The following is a 22,783-nucleotide window of genomic DNA, read 5'->3' on the forward strand; positions in this document are numbered from 1 at the left end:
ATCCAGAGAAACCGAAACCGCGAGTAGATCCACCAACGAATCCAGAGAAACAAACAGAGCCGAAGAAACCAACAAATCCAGAGAAGCCAACAGAATTAAATAAACAAGAGTCAAAATCAGATGTAACGGTTTAAAGGGGGATTCGCTTACCCATGTATAAGGATAAAATCTCAATTAAATATAAGTTAGCTGAAAAAAAAGTACTCATTCCATTGAGTACTTTTTTATTTGTTGGAATTTTTTTAATCGCTAATTTTTTACTCAGCTTATCTTTAGAGCTGATAGAAACAACATTTAGTGATTTATTACACCCAAAACCATTTCATATGGAGGTAGGATTTCTTTTTCGGATGCCAATTGCAGAACATCCAATTTACTACATGCTTGTTTTCCTTGTAGTAATTGGAACCATTGCAAGAACAGTATACAAACTCAAATCTTCCTTCAAAAATTTAAATAATCATGAGAAGGGATCTAGTCGTTTTACAACAGTTGAAGAGTTAAAAAAACAATACCGATCTGTACCAGATCGAGAGGAATCGTTTAAAGGTGGCGGTGGTGTTGTTATCTCTCGACTAGGTAATAAGGTATTTATTGATGATAGCCCTGTAAACAATTTAATCATTGGTACAACACGCTCTGGTAAAGGGGAAACTTTTGTATTTCCTACAATTGATGTCTATTCTAGAGCGGAACATAAGCCTTCATTAATAATTAATGATCCAAAAGGTGAAATTTTTAGTGCATCGAAAGAAACATTGGAAGAACGAGGGTATCACATTGAAGTTTTGAATTTATTAAACCCACTTGATTCTATGAGCTATAATTTGTTACAGCTTGTAAAAGATGCCTATAAAGATGGAGATTATTCAATAGCTCAATCACTATGTAAAACACTTTCTCACACCTTGTATTACAACCCAACCGTCAAAGATCCTTTTTGGCAAGAGTGCGCTATGAGCTTATGTAATGCCATGATATTAGCCATAACAGATAAATGTATTACGGAAGGAACAGAAGAAAAAATAACCATGTATGCAGTGGCTAACATGTTATCAGAACTTGGTTCGAAAGAAATAATGATAGATCCAGATGAACCACCAAAAAATGCATTAGATTTATATTTTGAGGGTTTACCATCAGACAGTGTTGCGAAAATGCAATATGCAACTTCTAATTTCTCGAAAGGGCAAGCAAGAGGCGGTATTTTTACGCAAACAATGAACGGTTTATCTATTTTTACATTTGATGAAATCGCCAAAATGACAGCGAAAAACAGTGTGGATTTAAAGAGAGTAGGTTTCGGGAAAGTAATAAAAGGGAAGACAAAGCCAAGAAAACGGGTAGAAATTGTATTCCCGGATGGTTCGAAAGAGTCTATAAAATCAGATATAACAGGACGTTTTGCATTGGATTATAAGCAAGTAGTAAAAGTCGGGGATACAATCCAATTGAATGAAAAGGGAAATGATAAAAAGAAAACATCTATTTCTATTACGAAAATAGATGAAAAGACGGGTCATACAGAGTTTAAAGTAGTAGAAGAAAATGAAGATATCCAGGTAACGACAATGGATTATTTCGATAAACCAGTTGCAATTTTTATGATTACACCTGACTATGATTCTTCAAATCATGTCATTGCTTCTATTTTCGTAAGACAGCTCTACTTCATATTAGCCAAGGGTGCATCCCTTGCTCGTGGTAATGAGTGTCATCGTGAAGTAGTATTTATTTTGGATGAGTTTGGCAACATGCCGAGTATAGAAGGAATGGCAACGTTAGCAACGGTTTGTTTGGGAAGAAATATCCGTTTTAATCTCATCATTCAAGCATATTCACAACTAAAAAACAAATATGGAGATGATGCAGATACCATTGATGGCAACTGTGGGAATACAATTTATATATTAACAAACGACCAACAGACAGCCGAAAGAGTATCGAAGAAGCTTGGGAACAAGACAATTAACACACTTTCCCGAAGTGGAAAAGGTCTCTCTACAGATAAAAACAAAACCGAAAGTCTAGATCAACGACCACTTTTAACACCGAATGAACTTATGAGTCTTAAAGAAGGAGAAACTACTGTTATTCGTGTAATAAAACGTCAAGATAATGAGCGGAAGCGAATTAGACCACGACCAATTTATAATACAGAAGAGACAGCCTTAAAATACAGATGGGAGTATTTAGGAGTAGAATTCGATACAGATAAATCTATTTTAGATATAGATATTGATTCCCTACATGATGATGTAGATCCTAAAAAACTTATTGTAGATTTCCTAGGAGAAAGAAAGGCAGAACAAACCCAAAAAGAACCACCACAGCCAGAACAGGAAACTTCTTCACCAGTAGAGCCACCGCAGCCAACAGAAGAACCTAAAATGATGGGGATTGATGAAGATATTCCAGAAGAGGCGTTCCAGCAGGAAGACAATCCATTTGATTCACTTTCTATTGAAAATTGGAAATCAAAAACGGTTATTGATTTTTTTGAATCTGATTTAGCGGTTTTGAAACTGGTTGATAAGTTCTTTTTAGAACAGTTAGGAAAGGCAATAGATGAGGTTAAAAATCAAGAAATGGGTGAGTTTTACAGTGAATTTCAAATGTTGGCTCACAATGACCATATCGACAAAGGTGTTTATCAAGCAGTTGAAAATAAGATTAATCGAAATTTACGTGATTTAGAAGAAAAGGAACACGTAACGAGTTAGAAAAGCACTCAAATAATTGAGTGCTTTTTTGAATCCAAACATAAAGGAGGAAGAGAGAATGTGTGTACCGATTATAACGGATAAAATGCAATTGATTTTAGATAGTTACTCACCATTCGTAACGGAAGAAAATGAGGTCATTCTTGGTTTAGAAGATGCGGTTCTTTTCCTTTCAGTAGATCGGGAACAAAAAGGGAAATTGATTATTCGTATTGACAGACTGAATGAAAGGGTGAATTGGACAGCAAAGGAAGTATTAGGGCAGTAATAAACAAGAGAGGAGGATAAATGGTGAAAGATGAAGAGATTTTAAAAACTATAGAAGCGTTCTCGGATTATCTTCAAGTAGGAGACATCGTGAATTATGTATTGCGTTGGCTAGGATGGTTCCTAATTGTAGGCTTATCTTTAGTTGTAGATGCTTTAGAAGGTGTCACAGATGCCATACTGGGGATTAAAGGATTCTTTAATTCACCAGAAATACAAAATTTTGTTGATATGTTATATCCATTGTTTGTCGTTCTTTTAGCCATATCGTTTTTATATATTGGCTACATGTTCATTATGAACAAACAAATGAACCGTTCTCAGATTATCATCAATATTTTTGTAACACTGAGTGTACTTTGTTTACTAAGTACTGGTATGACAAAGGTTGATAAGTTCACCGATGATGCCATAGCAGTTGTAAAATCAGAACAAAAAGGCTCTTTGAGTGATGAGATTATTAAGAAGAACATAACAGATATAGCAGTAATAGATGAAAATAAATGGAAAAAGAAAGAAGACATGAATCCGAAGAATCATATTCCAGAAAAAAACATCAGGCAGATAGATATTACTGAAAAAATAGATAAAGATTTTGAATTTGCAAAGGATAAAAAGTTATCAGATGATGGCCAGGAAATTTTGAAAAATAAAAGAGTAATGGATGGGTTAGGAGTTGCATCTTTAGCTGAATTGAAAGATGGATGGTTTGATTTCTTTCCGGAAAAATATTATCGCTGGCATTGGAACTTTTGGAATATATTCTTTACTTTACTGATAACAGGTGCAACGTTGTTATTGGTAAGTATTAAGTTAGCTAGATTATTTTATGAATTGGCATTTAACTATTTGTTAGCGAACATATTAGCACCAGCCGATGTTGCGAATGGTCAAAAGTTAAAAGCTGTATTATCCAATATCCTCAATATATTTATAGCGACGATTATGATATTCCTATCTTTGAAGCTATATATAATGGGAACGGCGTTTCTCCATGACAAATTAAATGGTGTACCGTATCTGATTGCATTAGCCGCATTTAGTATGGCAGTTCTAGATGGCCCGGCAGTCGTAGAAAGGCTATTTGGAATAGATATTGGATTAAAGAGCAGTTGGGGCATGTTAGCAGGTGGTTTCGCACTTGGTAAAGGAATTGGCGCTCTTGCAAATTCAAAACCAATGAAAAGTCTAGGGAATATGATTGGAAAAGGGGCGAAAGGTGCAGCGGAAGGAACTGGTGTTGCAGCGGCTAAAACGGCAAGTGCAGCAGCGATGGCAACAGGTGGCGTGGCTGGTCTTATAAGTGGCATGAAAAAAGGGAATGAGTCTGAAAATAAAGAGTCCTTGCAAGATCAAATGAAAAAAGCAGATCAGAAGAAAGCAAATGGAAATGATTTAGCAAAAAATGAAAAAGAAAAAGGTAACTTAAATAAGGAAGAAGATAAAAAGAATGGTGGCTCGCCATCTATTCAAGAAGATATGAAAAAAGAAGGGAACGAAAAACCAGAGGTAGCAAATGGGCAAGAATCGGGAACAACAAGTCTTCAAGATGAAATGAAAGAAGCTGGAAAAGCAAATGGAGCGAGTGAAGGAAGTCAAACAGCAGGAGGAGTAAGACAAGGAGCAAGTGAAGGGAACCCAACAGCAGGAACAGTAAGACAAGGAGCAAGTGAAGGAAGTCAAACAGCAGGAGGAGTAAGACAAGGAGCAAGTGAAGGGAACCCAACAGCAGGAACAGTAAGACAAGGAGCAAGTGAAGGAAATCCAACAGCCGGAACAGTAAGACAAGGAACAAGTGAAGGAAGTCAAACACTAGGAACGGTAAGACAAGGAGCAAGTGAAGGAAGTCAAACACCAGGAACAGTAAGACAAGGAGCAAGTGAAGGAAGTCAAACACCAGGAACGGTAAGACAAGGGGCAAGTGAAGGAAATCCAACAGCAAGACCAGTATCAAGTGGAAGTAATCCGGCACCAGTTGAATCGCCAAGATCAGTGCCAAGTGGAGGAAGCCCGGCACCAATGGAAACAGCAAGACCAGTATCAAGTGGAAGTAATCCGGCACCAGTTGAATCGCCAAGATCAGTGCCAAGTGGAGGAAGCCCGGCACCAATAGAAACACCAAGACCAGTATCAAATGGAAGTAATCCGGCACCAATGGAAACATCAAGACCAGTACCAAGCGGAAGTAGCCCGGCACCAATGGAAACATCAAGACCAGTACCAAGCGGAGGAAATCCGGCACCAGTAGAAGCATCAAGACCAGTACCAAGCGGAAGTAGCCCGGCACCAGTAGAAACATCAAGACCAGTACCAAGCGGAGGAAATCCGGCACCAGTAGAAACATCAAGACCAGTACCAAGCGGAAGTAGCCCGGCATCAGCCGACATCGTAACGGTGACACATAGTAGCCCGATTATTCCTTATGAAAGTGATAAAGAAGTGGCGGCAAGTAGAAGTCAGGAAACACGGACATTAGGACAATATACAACAGATAAAGTTAAACATACGACATCATCCATGAAACAAAAGGTAAGAGGAGTGCAAGAACGGATTCATAATTCTGAAACGGTACAGAATACAAAGCGTTTTTATCAGATGGGGCAAAATACGGGTAAAAGTTGGAGAGATATAGTGAACAAAAATAAAAATAATACGGATAAAAAATAAGCGTAATCGTACGCTTATTTTTTATTGTCGAAAAGGAGGGAATCCCGATGAGAAGCTATCGGATTCCGAAGGAAATCAGTACAGAATTACGGATTAATAAAGTGCTTTATTTAATAGATTTCTTTTTATTAATTGGTTTATTAGTTGTAACGATGATTCTTAGGAATTTCGTACATGATTCCTTTCAGTTACCATTTGTTATTTTCATGGCAGCTATTGCAATTATCATGATATGGCGACCAAGTACGAATCCTCAAAAACGAATGTATGAAGTGTTGATTATTACATTGCTAAGAAGAAAAGGTGCATATTGTGCCATTGATAACGATCAATAAGGGAGGGATCACATATGGCGTTATTTAGTGAAAAAGATGTAGAAAAAGAAAAACCGAAACAAATAGAAAGACCGAAGAAAAAGGCATTTCGTTTTAATGAAAAAAATGTAAAGGAATCACTTTCTGAACCAAAAGAAATTGTTAAGGTAGTACCCAAAGAAAAGAAAGAGGAAGAAAAAACAAAAGTAGAAACAAAAGTAAAAAAACAGAAAAAAGAAAAGCCGAAGAAAGATGTTTTGAAAAAGAAAAAACCAAAACTTTTAGGCTTTTTATCTAGAAAAAAGAAAGAAGCACCACCAAAGGTAAAGAAAAGTATTGCGGAAATTATGCAAATCGTAGACATGACGGAGGATGGAATATTTGAGCTGAAAAATGAGGAGTTTTTAGAAATTCTTCAAGTAGAAGGTGACGATATGTTCTCTAAGAATAGCGATGAACAAGCATTTGTTATTTTCTCACATGCGTATTTTTATCAAGCCTACAAACAGTCCATTAAACTTGTTTTTTTAAACTTCCCATGTCAAACAACCGAACAGCAACGATATATTGAGAAGAAAATTAAAGAATGTACCAGTCCTTTGTATGAACGAATTTTAAATCAAAAGTTAAAAGAACTTCAGTTTTTAGAATGGGGCAGAACCAATCGTGAAGCCTTCTTATTTATTTACGGAGAAACAGAATTAATCGTAAAAGAACGTGTAGATGCAGCAAAGCGATATATCAAACGCTCTACTGAACTATTAGAGGTGGATGAAGAGAAAAAGTTAGAGCTTATGTTTAAATTGTTTAATCAAAATGCAAAATTAGGAACGAAAAATATATGGTAGTAAGGGGGAAACAATATGTTTGCGTTCAAAAGTAAAAAATCCAAAAAGGAAAAACAAGAGGAACTAAAAAAGAAGAAAGGTTATAACCCTTTTTTAGTGGCTAGGGTTCAGCCACAAGGGGGAATCAGTTTTAAAGAAAGCTATGTGCAAACAGGTGATGGATTTGCTACTTGTATTCATGTTTTTGACTATCCAACAGAAGTAAATGATTTTTGGTTAGAGCAAATTATGAATATGCCAAATGTGATCACAACATTAGATGTAATGAGTGATGATCGAAAAGAAGTTGTTGAATCTATTAATAAATCCATGAGTGAACAAAGTGTTCGGCATGATACAGCAAAGGATAATATAGATCGGATTGATGCAAAAAATGAATTTTTAGAGCTGGAAGCTCTCTATACGGATTTGAAACAAGGTGAGGTCATGAAACGTATTCATATCCGTATCTATGTTTCCGCTAGAACTTTAGATGAGTTAGAAAAACAAGTAAAAGAAATCATGGAAACATTAGAGTCTTATAATTTTCGAGGAGCTGTCTTTTTAAATGAACAAGAGTATGAATGGGATGCACTCGTAACGAGCTTTGATACACAAAAAAATTATGTGAACCGAAGAAAAGGAAAAGAAATTCCGGCAGTCAGTTTGGCTGGTGGATGTCCATTTCACTATTCTTATTTAAACGATCCATACGGTACGTATTATGGAACAACGAAAACAAAAGGAAATGTTATTTTTGATATTTTTTATAAAGACGAACAAAGAAAGTTTTATAACGGTGTAATGATTGGAAAGCCTGGTGCTGGAAAATCAACATTACTAAAAAAGAAATCAGTAGACTATGCAAGTAAAGGTCATTTTATTCGTATTTTTGATATTGTAGGTGAATTCGAGGAAACAGTACGTGATCTGAACGGGAAAACAATTGCATTAGATGGTTCGCAAGGTCAAATTAACCCACTTCAAGTATATAAGACAGCAGAACTTGAAGAAGTTAGTTTCACTCAACATCTATCTAAACTGACAATTTTTTATCGATTCATTGCGCCAGAAGCAAAAGATGATGAAATTAAAGAGTATGAAAATTTGCTTCGAAAATTATATATTCGTATGGGATTATGGAATGATAAAAAAGGAGCAACAAATGAAATTACAACAAGAAAACCAAATGAGTATCCCATTTTCTCAAACTTTTTATCTTTTGTTCGTGATGAATTATATGAGAATGTAGAAAATAGAAAACACCATGAGAATTTAGGAGAAAGCAGAAAACATCGTTTAGAGTTGATTGAATTAAATCTTGTAAATTTAGTAGAAGCATATGCACAATTATTTGATGGTCATTCCACTATTGAAAACTTTAAAAAAGAACAAGTTGTATCGTTTTCCTTACGAAACATTTCAAATTTTAAACCGGAAGTATTCCAAGCGCAAATTTTTAATGTTTTTAATTTAATATGGGATGAAATGATATCCAATGGTGCGCCACAATTAGAGGCATATACTAAGCAACAACTTGCTTTTGAAGATGTAATTCGTTATTTCATTATTATTGACGAGGCGCATCATATCATAAACACGAAAAAAGAAAGCGCTCATGCTTTACAATTTCTAACTAAATTTAGCCGAGAAGATCGAAAGTATTTTGCAGGGCTTTTATATGCAAGTCACACGATTCGAGATTTTGTACCGGAAGGATCTTCACAAGAAATGATTGATGAAATTAAAAAGCTATTTGAACTTACACAGTACAAATTTATCATGCAGCAAGATAATAACAGTTTAGATATGTTACGAAAAGTATTTGCAGGACAGTTAAGTGAAAGTGAGATTGCAGCGATCCCACATTTACCAACAGGAGATGTCATTTTAAGTATTGGGGCTGTAAAAAACATTCATTTCCATGTAGAAGTAACAGACGAAGAATTGATGTTATTCGGGGGAGGTGCTTAATACCATGCATCTAGTTTTAAAGATTATACCAAAGAAATGGCTCATCACTTTAGCGTTAATTGTGATGGGTCTTTTTTCTTTTCTTTTACTTGGAGTTATGAGTATTTTTATTACGGCAATGGGTGGAGAGAGTGGAACAGACACAGGTGCAGGTGATATTACGTATACAGGTGAAGGGCAAGTGATGAATGTATCACCCGAAGTTTTGAAATGGGAACCTACGATTCGGAAGCATGCAAAAGCCTTTGGTGTGGAACCGTTTGTCGCTTTAATGCTTGCTCAAATGATGCAAGAAAGTGGAGGGCGTGGCAGTGATCCGATGCAATCATCGGAGGGTGCTTTTAATACGAAATATTGTAAATCACCAAACTGTATTACAGATCCAGATTACAGTATTTGGGCTGGTGTACAGGAGTTTAAACATGCGATAGAAAGAGCCGGAGTAACGAGTCCTGGTGACATGGATCATATCAAAACAGCCCTCCAAGCGTACAACTTCGGAACAGGTTTTTTTGATTTTGTTGGTGCAAATGGTGGCAAGTATACGAAAGAATTAGCAATTAAATTTTCACAACAACAGTATCAAAAAGTGAAGCATACAGGAATGTATCATTGTTTAAGACCGGAAGCCGTTCCATTTGATGCGTGCTACGGCGATATCTTGTACGTTGACGCAGTTTTGAAATATTATCAGCCGGGTACTGTCGTTTCTGGTGGAGGAGGAAATCCAGGAAGTGGAGGAAGTAGTGGTTCAAAAGTTGCCGATGTAGGTCGCCAATGGATAGGGCGTTCTACCTATGTATTTGGTGGAGGACGTAACATAAATGATATTGCAAGAGGGATTTTTGATTGTAGTAGTTTTGTACGTTGGGCATTCGAACAAGTAGGGATGTACACCAGTCCGATAGGAGCTGTAAGTACGGAAACATTAAATAAAATCGGTACAACAGTATCAGCAAATGATATGAAACCGGGTGATGTTATTTTCTTTGATACCTACAAACATGACGGACACGTTGGCATTGTAATTGATAAAAATACTTTCATAGGATGCCAAACGAATAAAGGTGTTTCTATTGAAGATTTAAATAATCCGTATTGGAAAAAAGTCTTTTCTGGTCATGTAAGAAGGTTCTAAAAACCGAAAGAATAGGAGGCTGAAAGAATGAAAGATAAACGAAAATCTTTGTTTATTGTGTTTGTCATTTTAGTTGTAGGTGTGACAGCTTTTAATATCTATTTGAGCAAAAAATCAATGAGTGATGGCAAAGAAAAACAGTTAAAACTTTCAAATGAATTACTAACAAAACAAAATGAAGATTTAAAAAGACGACTTGATAAGGTGCTTCCTTCCGCACAAGAACAGCAGAGAAGGGCGTACTTATCGACAGCCGAAACGTTTATACAATTATCATTTCACCGAGAAAAAGAAGGGTACAGTGAGCGAAAAGAAAAGGCAAAATCCATTATGAGCGAAGAACTTTTACAACAATTCTATCCGACTGACAAATACGAATTAGGAGATACGTATAAAACAAAACCAATAGAAATGAAGTTTTATTTACAAGAAAATGTACCCGATAAAGAGGAGGTAAATGTGCTAGCTGAATTTATAAATGTCACGACAGATCCAACGCAAAATCGAGAAGAAAAAGTAAACAATGTGTTGCGAATCATCATAAAAAAAGAAAAGGAAACATGGCGAGTTACAAGTGTGGAAGAGTTAAATATGAAAGTTTTATAACGAAAAAGGTGGGGTGAGAGTGTGATAGGTGCAATTGGTAAGAAGAGTGAAAGAATCAATCTAAGAAAAAATAAGTCGTGGATCTACTTAACAATTATCAGCTTTCTATTTTTGGGTTTTTTCGCTTTCTTGACATCTAAAATTTACATGCCAAACGATGAAAAACTATTCCATACAGAGACAAATAAAGTAATTAAGTTGTCGGGTATGGGGAAATTGATTGTAGAACAAAGGGAATACAATCCACACAAAAACTTTATACAAATTCGCTTTCGAATAGAAGGATATGAGGAAACAGGATTTACATTTAAGGCACAAGAAAAAGCAAAGTCTGGTGTTCAATTACCTGTCAAAGTGTTATATGAAGAGAACGGAAATTATGTGGTAGAAGTAAAAGAGTTATCTCCGAATTGGGGAGCGTTAGCTTTCGATATTTACAATAAAAACGGTGAAAAAGAACAAATGGATATTCGTAAATTCACGCAAGATGTTAACGAATATGAAGAAGAAAATGCAGCAACAAAAAGTCCGAATAAACTTGTTCAGTCGATTTTTACCGATCAAAGAAAAACAAAAGCAAATGATGAATTGTTAGCTGAAGATAAAAAAACATATGAGCTAGATTTTATAGAAAGAGACAAAAAAGATATAGAAACAAAGATAAAAAATTATGGGAAAGCAATCAAACTGGAAGAAGAAAGTGCGAAGACAGTTTATGAGAAAGTAAAAGAACTAAAAGATGAAATGAAGTACCAAACCGATGCGGAAAAAACGGAAACGCAATCGAAAATAGCATCCTTAGAATCTAAAATAAAATCATCAGAAAAGAACGTTGAATTGTTTAAAGGGGAACAAAAAATTGCACGAGATAAAATCAAAAAGTTAGAGCAAAAGGCACAAGAAATTAATAAAAAGTGAAAAAAGTTATGTGGTCAGTGAGTACTCACCAGTGAAATTTGAGTACTCACTGAGTGCTCATTTGGTGTTTTTTGTATCGTCAGTGAGTACTCATCAGTTTGATTTGTGTCATCAGTGGGTACTCACCTTGGATGTTTTCTTGTTCCCATCGTTTTGCTAGGCTCCGCCTAGCTTCACACCTTAGGTGGGAACAAAAACCCCTTATGCTCTTCTCACTATTTTTTGATCTCTACCCACAATTGCAGAAAGGAGAGGGGAAAGTGGAAATCAGAATTAGAGAAGTAGATCCAATTGCCGTAAAGAAAATAGATGAAATTGCGAAGAGGAAAGGATTATCCAGGCAGAAATTTTTGAAAGACCAAATTGAAATGCTGGCATTTTTTCAGCAACAAAATAAAAGGGAAATGGAATTAGAAAATCTTGTTGAAAAGAACATCCATATGATGAGTGATTGTTATAGCGAAATGAAAAAAATGAATGAGTTTATTCAAATGATGATGCAGGATGATGAAAATGAGTAGTACGGTTCCTGTTCAGTCTTCCGTCACACCAGGTGTTGTTTTAAAAACGAAGTTTGTGTTACCAAGTTCAGACGCCTTTCAAAACTATATTGATTATGTAGATCGGGAGGAAGCGAAAAGTGAAGTGAAGCTGAATCCGAAAATGTTTGAAACGTATCAAGACTATATGGGGAATTCAGAAAAGACATCGGCACTATTTACGGAACATGCAAATCGTTTAACAGAAAGTGAAAAAAAGTCCTTAAAGGAAATGTTTAAAACCGCTCATGAGAATGGAAGTATCATGTGGCAAGATGTCATTTCTTTTCATAATCCCTGGTTAGAGAAACAAGGGATGTATGATAAAAAAACAAAAACGTTGGATGAAAAAAAGTTAATGGATGTAACACGGCTTGCGATGAAGGAAATGCAAAAAAGAGAGGGATTGGAAAAAAGCTCTATCTGGTCGGCAGCCATTCACTTTAATACGGATAATATTCATATTCATGTGGCAACTGTTGAACCATTTCCAACGAGAGAACGTGGTAAAAGAAAACCAAAAACATTAGATGCGATGAAGGGGAAAGTCGTAAATAATCTGTTAGATCGTAAGCAGGAGCAAAAACAAATTAATGATCTGATTCGAAACAATATGGTGGGAAGTAAAAAAGAGGATTCCGTTTTTGATTGGCGCAATCAACATCTGAAACCATTGTTTTTACAAATCTATAAACAGTTACCAAGTGATAAAAGACAGTGGCAATATAGCTACAATACGATTCAACCATTAAAGCCGGAAATTGATGAATTAAGCAGTCGATATATTCAACATCATCATAAAAAAGATTACGATCAGTTTCTCCAAAAGTTAGATAAAGAAGTGAAAGTTTTTAAAGAAGCATATGGGGAAGGAAAGTATGATAAGAAGCAATATGAAAATTACAAGACGAATAAAATGAATGACTTGTATAAAAGAATGGGTAACGCCTTTTTACAAGAAATGAAGGCATATGATAAAGAACAAAAGAGAATCCATCACATGAAAAAATCAAAGCCGTTTCAAAAATTTCAACAGAATGTATCTATTCAGTATTCTATGAGGAAAGTGGAACGTGCTTTTAAAAGTGAATATGAAAGCTGGAAGAACCAAAAGTATTATGAGCGTATGCAAAAAGAAAGTGCTTATCAAAATGAAAGGGGTTATTAAATGAGTACAATTAGAAGGCAGGTAACGATGGATCAAGCGACAGAGGATTATATAAAGGATTATATGGAGGAACACGGAATTCGATATACAGGGGAAGCAATGGGAAGAATTTGCAAGGAGCATGAAGCAGCAAAAAGCACAGAATGGTCACTAAATTATATAACGGAAGTGGTAACGAATAACTTGTACGATGTGTTAAAGAGTGAGCTAACAAAAATTCGTCTTGGTGCAAACAGTGCGGATCGAAATACACAAGTCTTAATTGAATTAATGAATGGATACTTTTTTGCTAACGACTTGGATTTAGAAAGTATCATTACAACAGATAAAATAGAAGTCGGTGGCGTGAAGATAGCAAAAGAAGTCGTAGCGGAACGAATTAGTCATGCAAGACAAAAACGTATAGATCATGAGGCATCAAAGAACAATGTAACGTAGGCTACATTGTTTCTTTTTATAAAAAAATGGGAGGTTATTAGGATGTTATTATTTCATGAAGATATCGCATTAGGAGTCATTAAAGAGGTTGGAGAAGGTGAACTCTTTTTACTTGTAAAAGATGAAGAACTAACAATCAAAATTACACGAGAACAAGAGGAAGAACTTGCAGTTCATGTTATGAATCAAGAGAATATGTTAGTTCCGGTTAACGTAAAAACACATACGCTTTTCTTTGATACAACGGAAAGATGGAATGAAGAAGACATGGAGGAATTGCAAAGGGCTAGCGAAAGAGTAGGAGAAGACCATGAGTAAAAATTATAAGAAAAAGTATCAAACAAAATTACCAGAAGAAAAGAAAGAAGCGGTGCAAGCTTTAACAAAAAAGATGGAAAAAAGCATAGAAGGCTATTTTCGTACACCAGGAGATTTGAAAGATTATTTATCGTTCATGGCAAAATTTTATCACTATTCACCATCTAATATTTCATTAATACAGAGTCAATTCGAGGGAGCCAGGGCAGTGGGTTCCTTTTCTTTTTGGAAAGAAAAAGGGTTTACGGTTAAGAAGGGTGAGAAAGGAATCCAGATCCTTGTTCCAAACAGAACTGTAGCAAAATTTAAAGACAAAGAAGGCACTTGGAAAACAGTAACTAAAGCAAATGAGGAAGAGAAAAAGCAAATTGAATCTAAAAGCGTAGAAGTGAAACCTGGTCGTTTATATTTTGCTGTCGGCCATGTGTTTGACGTGTCTCAAACAAACGCAAAAGCGGAAGATCTACCTCGTATTTTTCCGAATCGTTGGCTAGAAGGAAGCGTAAAAGATTATAAGAGTTTGTACAGAGGGATGGAGGCTGTTGCGGAAAAGAACGGTGTGAAAATTATTGAGCCGAAGCAAGAACTTGGGGTCGCAAAGGGGGTTAGTTACACCTTAACAAAAGAAGTTGCCCTGAATCCACGGAACAGTGAATTGCAAAATGTGAAAACCCTTCTTCATGAACTTGCCCATGCCAAACTTCATACAGCAGAAACACATATGACTTACACAGCACCAGAAAAAGAGTTTCAAGCAGAAATGACCGCTTATGCCGTTTCTTCTTATTTCGGAATTGATACAAGCGAATATTCGTTAGGTTATTTAGCGAGCTGGACACAAGGAAAAGAAATGAAAGATAAAACGAAATTATTGAAAGAAGTGCATGAAACTTCGATTGAATTTATTGAAACAATTGAAAACACATTAGAAAAGGAAAAAGAAAAAATAAATGAAAAAGAGGTGGAAGGTATGGCAAATAAAAATGAAAAACAGGATGAAAAAAATATTTTATTGGTCGAATATATGAGTTTAAGTAAGACGACACAAGAGCTTGTTTCCGTTACAGAGTTAAGGGAGCAAGTAGATAGAAACCGAGCGTTTGAGCCTGTAGAAGGTGGAGAACAATTGAGTGATAAAGAATTTATAGAGGCATTTAACGTGGCAAATCAAGAAAAATATGCAGCACTAAATCAGAATGACATTACTCGTCCAACTATGTTAATTCAATGGAGTGAAAATGAAAATTTTACAAGTAATCAACTGATTCCATTTGGAGAAGCAAATGAAAAAATGTCTGAAGTCATTTCAAATATTGAAAAAGCAAAAGAGGAAGCAAGAGAAAGAGATGAATACGTACCATATGATAAAACTCGTTATCATATCGCCATTCCAAAAGAAGTAGATAGGGATTTTGGGAGAATGGAGCTTGTGAGTATGGATCGTTTGGATCTTGGAGATGGAGACTACAAGACACCGTATGAACAAGTATTAAACGAGAAAAGATATCTATCGGATGAAGTGAAACAAGCGTTACGAGATGAAGTAGTGAATTATAGAAGTAACAAAGAAATGCCAATGGAAAAAGCACATGAAAATACATTAGAAAATATAAAAGAGACACCCAATCATTTAGTTACAATTGAAGTGTTAGATAAGGATATGCAGGATGAGGAAGTAGCTAGAATACACATGATGGACGGTGTGACAAAAGAAATCAACCATTTATCAATATGGAATCCTGATAAATCTGATCGAGAAGACTTATATGTTTCTTTAATGGAGAAAAACGGTAATCGAGAAAATGTCTATTTGGACAACATTTTGAAGCCAGATTTATATGAAAAAGTTCAGAATTCCATCTTTGACGGAAAAGGCAATCAATCGTTTGTTGTATATGAAAAGGATGCGAAAATGAGTCTAGATGAAATAGTAAAAGATGAGCGATATGGAATTTTAGTTAATAAGGCAGAGGAACAAAAAGATTACTCATTTAATGAGAAAGAAGTGGAATTGTATAAAGAAATGAAGAAGGAGGGATATGCATCTATTGCTTCTTTAGATCAACAAATTCAACCTTTAAAAGAAAATGAGTCAGCTACTTTAAATAAGGATTTAAGCCGGAAATACGAAGCATACAGACGTTCACAATATGAAGAAACACCAGATGATATTGATAGTATTGTCACTCGTGTAAAAGCTGAAGAGCGGTATTATACAACAAAGTATGTCTCGATTGATAATGAGCTGGTAAGCCAGGGACACGTTGTGAAATTAGAAAGCCAGGTGGATGAGAAGCTTGGGAAAGAGGGAATTACAGTCAATCAATCTACAACATCAAGTGAATTAGATATGGATAAGAAATACCAGCCATTAAACGGGAAACAAATTGATAGTAAAGAAAAAGATAAGGAACCGGAACCTATTACCCCAGGCCATGTAGAGCAGCCAAAGGCTACAAAAAAATCAAGTAGGAAAAAAGAAACAATGGAAATGGAACGTTGAAAAATTATATAACAGGCAAAACAGATTGAATCATTTTTTGTTACTCAATTGAGAAAACGGAAAGTGATTTTTTTATGTCTAGAAATGGAAGAGGGTACATGTAAAAGCCCTCCTTCCTGTTTTTAGAACGAAAGGAGCGAAAGAGAATGGGAAACATTGTGGAAATCGTAGACATTGATTACAAGGGCGTTTGGGCAGAAAAAGGAGATCCCAAAGAGCTTATTTTTATTTCGTTATCTAACGAAGAAATTCAAGCCGTACGTGAAATGTTGTCGGAACAAAAACCATTATATGTGTTCTTACAGAAGGAACTAGAATGGAAGGTCATGTCATGAATGTATGGCTGTTTGCAGGCTGTATGTTTCTTGTAGCAGTCTTTTTGAACACGTTGTTATTATTCGGTCACAGAATGATAACAACGTGGAGAAATAAGAAATGGAAGCGTGAAAATGAAATTGCAGATTAATAGGAGGTACTACTTATGGGGAAAACATTGTTTATTGCAGAGAAGCCGAAGGTAGCTGTTGAATTATTAAAATCACCTAGATTTAGAAACTCGCAAAAATATCCAGGAAGTAAGCCATATTATGGCTACTATGAAAATGAAAATTACATTATTAGTTGGTGCCGAGGGCATTTATTAGAACTAAAACATCCAGAGGAGATGGACGAGAGATACAAAGAATTTAAATTCGAACATTTACCAATTATTTTGGAGCCGGAATATAAAGTGAAATCGGATAGTCTCGAACAAGTTCAAATATTGGTTAAGTTGTTAAATCGCCCCGATGTAGACCATGTGGTCAACTCCTGTGATGCAGATAAAGAGGGTGAGCTTATCTATCGAGAGATATATCAACATGCAAGTGTGAACAAGCGAGAATCCCGTCTTTTTATCTCTTCTTATGAGGCCGCAGAATTAGAGGGGGCTTTGAACCGATTAGAACCAGGAGCAGACTATGACGGGCTTGCTCAATCCGCTAAAGCAAGGCAATACCTGGACTATATTCTAGGAATTAATGTTACGAGAGGTTGTACATCGAAACTGGCAAGAAACCAATTCTTATTGGCTTCCGGTCGTGTTCAAATGTGTATCTTGAATGAAATCCGTCAAAGGGAAATTGCTATTCAAAATTATAAAGAACAAACCTACTACAATTTAAAGCTACTAACGGAAAACGGTTTATCACCAGTAATGAAAACAGAAGATCAACTGATAGATCCATCGCCACTACAAAAGCTTGGAGATAGCTTGAAAGGAACAGATGTAATCGTAACGGAATTTAAAGAAAGTACGAGAAAAAAGAAACCAAAATTATTATATAACCTAACGGATATCTACAAAGATGCTCATGCCAAAATGAAGATAAATGCGGAAACAGCAAAAAAACATATTCAGAGTTTGTATGAAGAAGGCTTTATTACTTACCCTCGTTCTTCATCTAGGCATTTACCTACAGAACAAGTGGAACGAGTGAAGGAAGTAATGGCAGCATTAGAAAAAAACGCCTATGCAAATCTCGTACAACAAGTAATCCCATCTTCTATTACAAAAAAACACACTACATTTAATGATGAACTAGTCAGTAGTCACTTTGCCATCATCCCAACAACAAAATTATATGTCGGGACCAACCGAAATCCATTAGAAAAACAGTTATATGACTTAATTGCAAAACGATTTATCGGGAATTTTATGAAACCAGCAATCTACCTGGTAAGAGAAGTACACTTTATAGATCAAGAGGGCAACACATATAGTACAAAAGAAAAGATCCTACAAGAGAAAGGGTTTCTAAGTGTGTTTCAAGAGGATATAGAAGAGGGGTCAGTTGAGGCATTTCAAACACCCGTTTTACAGGAGGGAGATTCTTTCAGAATCGTTCAGTATGACTTGATTGAGTCCCGAACAAAGAAACCGGCCTTTCATACGGAAAGTTCCATTTTAACCTTTATGGAAACGGCAGGACGTAAATTGGATGATGAACATTTGAAAGAACTCATGAAAGGAAAACGGATTGGGACAGTCGCAACGGAAGAAACATTTATCCCGAAACTGTTAGAGCGAAGCTATATTGATGTTACCAACAATCAGATTCAAACCACTAATATTGGTCGTGTGTTTATAGATGCTTTTCCGGTAGATGAAATCAAAAATCCATCTTATACGGCTGAAATGGAAGGGATGATCTACATGATCGAAAAGAATGAAATGAAATATGAGGAATTTGTAGAGAAGACAAATACGTTTGTAAAGGATACTGTAGAGCAACTAGGCGCAATGGATGATAAGGTGTCCGATAGCATCATTAATACCTGGAATCAGCAGATTGAGGTGTGCAAATGCCCTTGTAGAAAAGGAAAAATCCTTCATAAAGGTAATTTCTATGGGTGCAGTAATTATCCAGAATGTGAAATTTCCTTACCAAAGAAAATTAAAGAAAAAGCGATTCCGGAGGCGCAAGCGAAAAAGTTGTTTGAGGATAAGAAAACAGATCTTCTAAAAGGGTTTAAGTCCAATGAGAAAGAGTTTTCCGCTTATTTAGTGTTACATGAAGGGAATATCAAATTTCAGTTCCCAACACAAGAGGAGCTGTCATTTGGTAAATGCCCAAAATGTAAAAAAGGAGAAATCCTTCATCGTAAAACGTTTTATGGATGCACGGAGCATAAAAACGGATGTGATTTTATGTTACCAGCCAAGATGAAAGGGAAAGCAATCCCTGGTAATCAAATGAAAAAGCTGATTCAGTATAAAACAACTGATTTTATAAACGGTTTTCAAGGTGAAAAGGGAGAATTCACGGCAGCTATCTATATGGAAGCGGATGGAGGTCTGAAATTCCGTTTTCCAACAACTGAAGATCGTACAATTGGCAAATGCCCACTATGTAAAAGTAGAGTTCTTGTAGGAAAAAGTAATTACTTATGTGAGCGATACAAAAAGGGCTGTGACTTTATCATTTTTGGTACATTCTCTGGTAAAAATCTAAGTAGTAACCATGTGAAAAAGTTATTAGAAAAGAATGTGACGGATCAAATCAAAGGGTTTATCTCAACCAAAAACGGGAAGAAATTTGACGCTCGTTTATCATACAGCGTACAGGAGAAGCGAATAAAATTCTTATTCGGCAAATAAAAATTAAATGTATCAACTATAAGTAGCAAAAGAGGACTAGGAAACGGAATAGTCCTCTTTTTTATTTCATTTTATAGAGTAAAGGGGGGATTCCGTAATGGCACATGTCAGTACGGAGGATGCGATGAAAGCAAGAAAAGTTGACTTGATTTCATATCTGGAAGCAAAAGGAGAAACGTTTAAGAAAGAAGGAAACTATTATCGTCATACGGAACATGACAGTCTCATCATTAAAGGGAATCAATACGCCTGGAATAGCCGTGGCGAAAAGGGATATGGAGCGATTAGCTTTGCGATGATGTACTATGACATGACATTCCCTCAAGCCGTGATGGACATTCAGAAGGGGGACTACAAAGAATTTGATCGTTCGAAAGCTGAAGAGGAACGTAAAAAAGAACAGCAGCCATTTATCTATCCAAAACACTTAGAGGTGCCAAAACAAACAGAGATCAAGCGATACTTAATTGATGAACGGAAAATAGATCCTCGCTTGGTGAACTGGTTGATTAAAAAGGATCTCATCGTCCAGGATAAGAAAAATAATGTAGTGTTCAAATGGAGGGAAGAAGGCGGCAAAGGGCAAGTAATTGGAATGAACCGTCAAGGTACGGTCAAAATGGAGAATAAAAGGGGAAGCTTTAAGCAAATTGTCCCGAATTATGAAAAAATCAATGCTGGTTTTACGGTTGATGTGGGTAAGCCGGATAAGATTTATTTTTATGAAGATCCAATCGACATGTTATCTCATTGGAGTATCAAGCAAAATAATATTCAAAACGCTCGACTGGTTTCTATGCATGGATTGAAGTCAAAAACAGTGATTCAATCTTTAATGGATGCGAAAAAAGAAGGGCACGATATTAAAGAGGTCATTATGGCAGTTGATAATGATAAGGCTGGGAGAGACTTCATTCAGACAATGAAATGCTTTGTAGATCTTAAAGAGGATATTCCAACGAATGAAAAAGAAGATTGGAACGATGTCCGGAAGAAACAAGTGAATGAGCAACAGGCAAAAGAAACAGCACAACCAAAGAAAATGAAACCAATTAAAGAGGTGGAGAGAAGTGTCTAATCTACCAGAAATGCCAAACATATTACAGATTTTGATGTATGGTTTTATCCTTTATGTTCTTTTTCGTATTTGTAAATTTATGTACCGGAAGATCCAGGAGCGGAGAATATTAAAGCGAATGGCTAAGTCTGGTATTCGCTATATAGACAAAATGGACGGACATCAATTTGAAGTGTACCTAAAGGCTCTCTTTCGAGAGTTGGGTTATTCTCCAACAGTCACAAAGCAGTCAAATGATTTCGGAGCAGATCTGGTATTGAAGGGAAAAAATCGTATTGTAATCCAGGCGAAGCGCTACGGGATGAAAAATAGAGTCGGCATCAGTGCAGTACAGGAGATATATGCAGCACAAGCCTATTACAAGGCACATGAGGGCTGGGTTGTAACAAACAGCGTGTATACAAGGCAAGCAAAAGAATTAGCGGAAGCTTGTCATGTAAAACTAATAGATCGTGTAGAACTTCAGAAATTGATTAATAAAATCAATCCCGAATATTCGGCTGAAGATGTGTATCAAGGGGTAAAACCTGCAGAACGGAAATGTCCAACATGTAAACATGATTTAGTGGTTCGTAATTCAAATAAAACAGGAAATAAGTTTTTTGGCTGTTCACAATATCCCACATGTACACATACAGAACCAATTCATACATGAGCTGTGATGAAAATCCGGCTCTTTTTTCATTTGTTTAAAGAATACATGAAAAAAATCAGTTTAACTAAAAAATGACCCTTCAGATTTTGTTGTATGGGGGTTTGATGGAGTTGTTAATACAATAAGTCGTATTTGTTATAGAAACGCATGTAAAGGGAGAAAGGGAATTTAAATGCGTTTTTAACTTTTTTAGAGAAAATAAAAAGGGTAGTCATTATTTACGACTTAACCCTTTGTCTACGATCTGACGAATTGCTTCATTTCGATTCTTCAGCTTATTTTCATGCCAATAATTTTCTATTTGTTCCACTTGTTCTTTTGTAAAAGTAACTAAAATTTGAGTGTACTTGTCTTTATTAACAGCCATATAACATCCTCCTCTATAAAAAAATTATAAGTTATATAACTTATATTGACAACCAGAAAAATGAGTAATAGAATAGTTATATAAGTTATATAACTATATTGAGGAGGTTATTACATGGAACGGAAAGTTAAAAAGATGATGGCTGATCTTCAATTTATTATGAATCATGGTCAAATAAGTGTAGATTTTATGGATTTAGGCTATAAAAGAATGCTTTTTAGTGCATTAGAAGCTACCGGAAAACAGTTTAATGTGCATACCAATGAACATAATGAAACAACCTTGTTCTTAGAGTTAGTTTAGTAAATTTACGCAATGAGGAGCTGTTAATGATGGAGCAGTTAACTATTTTTGACGTAATGGATGAAACTAAAAATAAGCTTTATGAGGTATTAGAGAAAAATGGATTAAATTATAAAATTCATAAATACTATTTATATTCGAATTATGAAGGGGCTGTTCAGTATTATTATATAAGAACAACTGATAATACAATTATTGATTTGTGTATCTCTGATTTTCCAGAAATCTTCGTTGTCCATGAAGGGTTTAGCGATAAACAAATTAGAAATATTTACAACTGGAACTTATAAGCTATATAAATAACAAATTTAATTATTGGAGGAATGAAAAATGAAAATTGGTGTATCTGAGTGGAAAGCATTGAAAAAAGAGACAAAGTTAAAGCTATTACGCTATGCGATGTTAGAAAGTAAGTATAAGTATGCAAAATAAAAGCTCTTCATTTGCAAAAGCAAACAAAGAGCAAAGTCATGAGTGACCGTCTAGGAAAGAAATTGGCGGATTTCTTTCCTCTATATTTTAACATAACATATAAAAAGATGTAGATAAGGAGCGTGTATAATGGAAGAAGGTCGTATTTCCTTTCAGCAAAGGTTTAAAGAATTTCTTGTTATGATCGTTAGTTTTTGGATCATTATGTTTCTCATGTATGGCGAAAGCCTGTTACAATAGAGCTAAGTCGAATATGAATGACCCTTAGGCAGCTCTCATAGGTATAAGATCTATGGGGGCCTTTTTTAACAAAGAAAATAAAAATTTCACGTACCGTAATTTTTAATAAAAACTAAATCACAAAATCAATAGTCTACATTTTTCTTTCCTCAACAACATCATAAAGGGG

The 22,783-nt window shown here is 35.6% G+C and carries 22 protein-coding genes; 21 read left to right on the forward strand and 1 reads right to left on the reverse strand.

What is annotated here, in order from left to right:
* Positions 1-152: 152 nt before the first annotated feature.
* The 19 genes from B5P42_RS01660 to B5P42_RS01745 all read left to right on the forward strand — a co-directional run bounded on the left by B5P42_RS01660 (position 153) and on the right by B5P42_RS01745 (position 21,272).
* Positions 153-2,723, forward strand: a complete 2,571-nt coding sequence (locus B5P42_RS01660) for a VirD4-like conjugal transfer protein, CD1115 family (RefSeq protein WP_113733495.1) — start codon at positions 153-155, stop codon at positions 2,721-2,723.
* A 58-nt stretch (positions 2,724-2,781) separates the two neighbouring features.
* On the forward strand, positions 2,782-2,991 hold the full coding sequence (locus B5P42_RS01665) for a hypothetical protein (RefSeq protein ID WP_048376551.1): 210 nt from the start codon (positions 2,782-2,784) through the stop codon (positions 2,989-2,991).
* 23 nt (positions 2,992-3,014) lie between these two features.
* On the forward strand, positions 3,015-5,657 hold the full coding sequence (locus tag B5P42_RS01670) for a pLS20_p028 family conjugation system transmembrane protein (RefSeq protein ID WP_113733512.1): 2,643 nt from the start codon (positions 3,015-3,017) through the stop codon (positions 5,655-5,657).
* A gap of 47 nt (positions 5,658-5,704) precedes the next feature.
* Complete coding sequence (locus tag B5P42_RS01675) at positions 5,705-5,992, forward strand: DUF5592 family protein (protein ID WP_002130425.1); 288 nt, start codon at positions 5,705-5,707, stop codon at positions 5,990-5,992.
* A gap of 14 nt (positions 5,993-6,006) precedes the next feature.
* The gene (locus B5P42_RS01680) at positions 6,007-6,819 is read left to right on the forward strand and encodes a hypothetical protein (RefSeq protein ID WP_113733496.1); all 813 of its coding nucleotides are present in this window, start codon (positions 6,007-6,009) and stop codon (positions 6,817-6,819) included.
* Positions 6,820-6,834: 15 nt separating this feature from the next.
* A complete protein-coding gene (locus B5P42_RS01685) occupies positions 6,835-8,772 on the forward strand; it encodes a VirB4 family type IV secretion system protein (RefSeq protein WP_113733497.1) in 1,938 nt (645 codons plus the stop codon).
* A 4-nt stretch (positions 8,773-8,776) separates the two neighbouring features.
* Entirely contained in the window at positions 8,777-9,910 is a 1,134-nt protein-coding gene (locus B5P42_RS01690; protein ID WP_113733498.1) for a bifunctional lytic transglycosylase/C40 family peptidase, read from the forward strand.
* A 27-nt stretch (positions 9,911-9,937) separates the two neighbouring features.
* The gene (locus B5P42_RS01695) at positions 9,938-10,516 is read left to right on the forward strand and encodes a MerR family transcriptional regulator (RefSeq protein ID WP_113733499.1); all 579 of its coding nucleotides are present in this window, start codon (positions 9,938-9,940) and stop codon (positions 10,514-10,516) included.
* Positions 10,517-10,537: 21 nt separating this feature from the next.
* On the forward strand, positions 10,538-11,434 hold the full coding sequence (locus B5P42_RS01700) for a hypothetical protein (protein ID WP_113733500.1): 897 nt from the start codon (positions 10,538-10,540) through the stop codon (positions 11,432-11,434).
* 260 nt (positions 11,435-11,694) lie between these two features.
* Positions 11,695-11,955: a hypothetical protein gene (locus tag B5P42_RS01705; RefSeq protein ID WP_113733513.1), complete on the forward strand. Its 261-nt coding sequence runs from the start codon at positions 11,695-11,697 to the stop codon at positions 11,953-11,955.
* A complete protein-coding gene (mobP2, locus tag B5P42_RS01710; protein ID WP_113733501.1) occupies positions 11,948-13,141 on the forward strand; it encodes a MobP2 family relaxase in 1,194 nt (397 codons plus the stop codon). Before B5P42_RS01705 ends, mobP2 begins: the two co-directional genes overlap by 8 nt.
* On the forward strand, positions 13,142-13,579 hold the full coding sequence (locus B5P42_RS01715) for a hypothetical protein (RefSeq protein ID WP_113733502.1): 438 nt from the start codon (positions 13,142-13,144) through the stop codon (positions 13,577-13,579).
* Between the two features lie 42 nt (positions 13,580-13,621).
* Positions 13,622-13,897, forward strand: a complete 276-nt coding sequence (locus B5P42_RS01720) for a hypothetical protein (RefSeq protein WP_113733503.1) — start codon at positions 13,622-13,624, stop codon at positions 13,895-13,897.
* On the forward strand, positions 13,890-16,400 hold the full coding sequence (locus tag B5P42_RS01725; protein WP_113733504.1) for an LPD25 domain-containing protein: 2,511 nt from the start codon (positions 13,890-13,892) through the stop codon (positions 16,398-16,400). The genes B5P42_RS01720 and B5P42_RS01725 overlap by 8 nt, the downstream gene beginning before the upstream one ends.
* A gap of 146 nt (positions 16,401-16,546) precedes the next feature.
* Complete coding sequence (locus tag B5P42_RS01730; protein ID WP_105590234.1) at positions 16,547-16,735, forward strand: hypothetical protein; 189 nt, start codon at positions 16,547-16,549, stop codon at positions 16,733-16,735.
* The gene (locus B5P42_RS32465; protein ID WP_258397392.1) at positions 16,732-16,866 is read left to right on the forward strand and encodes a hypothetical protein; all 135 of its coding nucleotides are present in this window, start codon (positions 16,732-16,734) and stop codon (positions 16,864-16,866) included. Before B5P42_RS01730 ends, B5P42_RS32465 begins: the two co-directional genes overlap by 4 nt.
* Positions 16,867-16,881: 15 nt before the next feature.
* Positions 16,882-19,539, forward strand: coding sequence for a type IA DNA topoisomerase (locus B5P42_RS01735; RefSeq protein WP_113733505.1), 2,658 nt, complete (start codon positions 16,882-16,884; stop codon positions 19,537-19,539).
* A gap of 97 nt (positions 19,540-19,636) precedes the next feature.
* Positions 19,637-20,617 carry a DUF3991 and TOPRIM domain-containing protein gene (locus B5P42_RS01740; RefSeq protein ID WP_113733506.1) on the forward strand — a complete coding sequence of 327 codons (981 nt, stop codon included), beginning with the start codon at positions 19,637-19,639 and terminating at the stop codon, positions 20,615-20,617.
* Positions 20,610-21,272, forward strand: coding sequence for a restriction endonuclease (locus B5P42_RS01745; protein WP_113733507.1), 663 nt, complete (start codon positions 20,610-20,612; stop codon positions 21,270-21,272). Before B5P42_RS01740 ends, B5P42_RS01745 begins: the two co-directional genes overlap by 8 nt.
* Before the next feature lie 214 nt (positions 21,273-21,486).
* Here the strand turns inward: B5P42_RS01745 and B5P42_RS31840 are convergent, their stop codons facing one another.
* The gene (locus B5P42_RS31840; RefSeq protein WP_000290205.1) at positions 21,487-21,639 is read right to left on the reverse strand and encodes a ribbon-helix-helix domain-containing protein; all 153 of its coding nucleotides are present in this window, start codon (positions 21,637-21,639) and stop codon (positions 21,487-21,489) included.
* Between the two features lie 114 nt (positions 21,640-21,753).
* Here B5P42_RS31840 and B5P42_RS01750 point away from each other — a divergent pair, with 114 nt between their 5' ends.
* Positions 21,754-21,942, forward strand: a complete 189-nt coding sequence (locus B5P42_RS01750; RefSeq protein WP_002090003.1) for a hypothetical protein — start codon at positions 21,754-21,756, stop codon at positions 21,940-21,942.
* A 26-nt stretch (positions 21,943-21,968) separates the two neighbouring features.
* The gene (locus B5P42_RS01755) at positions 21,969-22,232 is read left to right on the forward strand and encodes a hypothetical protein (RefSeq protein ID WP_113733508.1); all 264 of its coding nucleotides are present in this window, start codon (positions 21,969-21,971) and stop codon (positions 22,230-22,232) included.
* Positions 22,233-22,783 lie beyond the last annotated feature (551 nt).

Origin of the sequence: Bacillus sp. SRB_331, from assembly GCF_003264175.1 — a bacterium.
In the GTDB taxonomy this organism is placed as follows: Bacteria; Bacillota; Bacilli; order Bacillales; family Bacillaceae_G; genus Bacillus_A; species Bacillus_A mycoides.